The organism is Dysgonomonas termitidis (assembly GCF_042654545.1).
Classification (GTDB): domain Bacteria; phylum Bacteroidota; class Bacteroidia; order Bacteroidales; family Dysgonomonadaceae; genus Dysgonomonas; species Dysgonomonas termitidis.
On record NZ_JBHSGN010000017.1, the window covers coordinates 1 to 2,913 of the forward strand.

The 2,913-nt window shown below is 30.6% G+C and carries 2 protein-coding genes; one reads left to right on the forward strand and one right to left on the reverse strand.

What is annotated here, in order from left to right; genetic code table 11:
- Window positions 1–905 precede the first annotated feature (905 nt).
- A complete protein-coding gene (locus tag ACFO6W_RS02875) occupies window positions 906–1,085 on the reverse strand; it encodes a hypothetical protein (protein ID WP_379993820.1) in 180 nt (59 codons plus the stop codon).
- Between the two features lie 602 nt (window positions 1,086–1,687).
- On the opposite strand from ACFO6W_RS02875, the gene ACFO6W_RS02880 reads away from it, so the two are divergent.
- Window positions 1,688–2,530: a DUF3800 domain-containing protein gene (locus tag ACFO6W_RS02880; RefSeq protein WP_379993821.1), complete on the forward strand. Its 843-nt coding sequence runs from the start codon at window positions 1,688–1,690 to the stop codon at window positions 2,528–2,530.
- Window positions 2,531–2,913: the final 383 nt, after the last annotated feature.

Sequence of the window (2,913 nt, forward strand, 5' to 3'; positions counted from 1 at the left end):
CCATCTGACTAAATCAATTATTGCCATATATTTTTGTTTTTGAATGATTCATTTTCAATTTATAAATCCATATTATTCAGTCGGGCAAAAACAGCAATGCCACATACTTTTTTATTTTATATAGCCTTTACAGGGATTCCCCATATATGCACTACTGTAACATAACTCCACATTCAATAACAGAAAACTGACGGAGTAAATATGCCACTGCTAAAAGCTATCCTGTAATTCTTTAACTGCTGATTCAAAATGTATATGAATACATTACGGACTAAAAAACGGGAGCATCGTTTTATTGTTTGAATAACATGTATATTTCTCTGGTGAGATAAGCTGAATGCATGAAAAACTAACTGCCGTTTTTTGACAAAAGGGAGATCGGTTTAAATAGTTTGTGTTCATACAAATATGGTTTTTAATTTGTTTAATAACTATTAATTGTTAACTCGCTTACAGTGTAGTTTTGTTTGCGTTCAAAGATAAAGAAAATTATTAAAAACGAAGACTATGTGTTTTAATTATTTAGCATATAAATTAGATATTATATTCTAATACATAAAGTAGTTTTCATGCCGACTCAAAACAATTAATCATATTAAATAAATTTTCCGGCAAGAGACAAAAAAATATCAACCAGAAGTCTGGTTTCACTAACAAACCCCGCCTGATACTTAATCGAAAAAAATCGATGCTAGAATAGACCTGGGCAGTGACCTGAGTATCGCTAACATATACGCCGGCCAAATAGAAGATACTGATGTAAAAATAAAAAACACAAACGCATATATAAGCCTGGGCTATAAGTCCTGAATCCTGTACATAATCCTTAAACAGAGGCGGTTCCTGAATGGTGCCGCTTTTTGTTTTATATTTGTATTTGTCAACAGTCAGGAAACCCGGCCTGTTCAAGGATAAAGGAATAGCTGTTGTCCTGCATCCTCTTCCGGAATAACTTTATATCCCAACTGCTTGTAACCCGCCAGGCGTTTCCGGTACATCCGTTCCAGTACAGGCACATGCCTGTCCACATAATCATATACCCTGACTTCTTCTTTTCCCGAATAGTTACGAATATTAAGTAGCATTTTTTCGAAATATTGCGTCTATCTACAGAAATTCTACAGAATTGTTTGCTATAATTGTATACTTTTTATTTGATGAATATTTAACATAAAAAATCACTAAGTAACAACACCCGTTATTCCCTTTTATTCTTTTTGCCCCTTAACACCAATAGCTGGGAGATAACGATAAGTATTACCGAAACCAGTTTTTTAGGGATATTTCATCGTTGCTGAAATTCCAGGCAGGGTAGGTTACAAGTACTACAGCTAAGGATATAAGTATCTTGCTAATCATAATTTTTATAAATATCAATGCATTAGGGTTACAAAAATACTCTAAAATAGATACGTAATTTTACAATTTAAGTGGCTGAGCACGGACGGAGGATATGCGTTATGAATTTGATTTTATGCATTATTATAACAAATATAAGGGGAGGATGCTTTATGTTTTAAGGATGGAGTAGATTATCCGGGAAGATGAGCGGCTTTTAGGTTGAGGTAAATTTACCTCACTTTTTAAATGAAAATAGTTTATGAAAAAATAAATATTTATGATTAAATTATTTTTATATAACCGGAAAATTTAGCACTTTCGTACCACATTATATGACTTTAATTAGATGGTATATTATATATGGTTCGACGAAAGTGATAAGGAAGGTGAGTATTATACTAACTTTTATGGTGGAATATTAATAGAATCTACCAACCTAAAAAATGTTATATCAATGATGAACGATATAACTCGTGAACTTGATATAACAGAAGAAATAAAATGGCAAAAAGTAAATAACCACACCTTTAAAAGATATATAAAGTTGGTCGATTTTATATTTGATCTTTTAAGTGAGAATCTTATTAAAATTCGTATTTTCTTCAAAAATAAGCAGTATGTTCCTATAGGTTTAACAAAAGAGCAACAAAAGGCTGAATTCCCTATTTTATATTATCAATTTATAAAACATGGATTTGGATTACGATATTCAAATAAAGAAAAATCTAACATTTATTTAAAAATACATTTAGATAATATACCATTAAAAGGAGAAGATAAAAAGACTTTTATTAAACATCTATACGAATTAAATAAGGATACAGAATTAAAGAAAGCGAATATATGTATAAGAGAGGGGGATATTTTTGAAGTAGATTCGAAACAACATCTACCTCTTCAGTGTATGGATTTGATTCTGGGTGCAATCTGTTTTAGATTAAATAATAAGCATAAAGAAAAATTAGATAACACAAACAGACGGGGTAAACGTACTATCTTAAAGGAAAAACTTTATAAACATATTAATAAAAAACTTAGGGAATTAAGGCCTAATTTTAATATTGGAGAGAGTACTGGATATGTAGATATTAGCGAAAGATGGGAGCAACCATATAGACATTGGAGCTTTAAGCCTAGTAATTGCCTTAGAGACCTGAATTATTCTAAGAATTCAAATAAAAAAGAATAATCCCGTGCCTCCTACACTAGTGAGCTACGTACCACGTAGCCTTTCAGAGAGCAAAGGATTATTCTTTTTACAAAAGAACTCATTTTGTAGTGAAAAATCAAATTTTTAACGTTAAAAATTTTGATTTTCAAATTATTCGTAAACTGGAGTTTCTAATAGAGTCAATAAAGAACAAAAAGAATCCCCGTCACTATGATCATATTCATAAAATTTAAGCTATAACGCTATCCTTTTTTGTCGGTGTGTATTTATTGGCTGTCGCATTTTGGACATTTTATGATTTCGTTTCCCATGGTTTATTACTAAAATATTATCGATATATTAATTAATTTAAGTTGCTATTTATAGATTGTAAATTTTATCAAAAGTATATCCCCAAATGA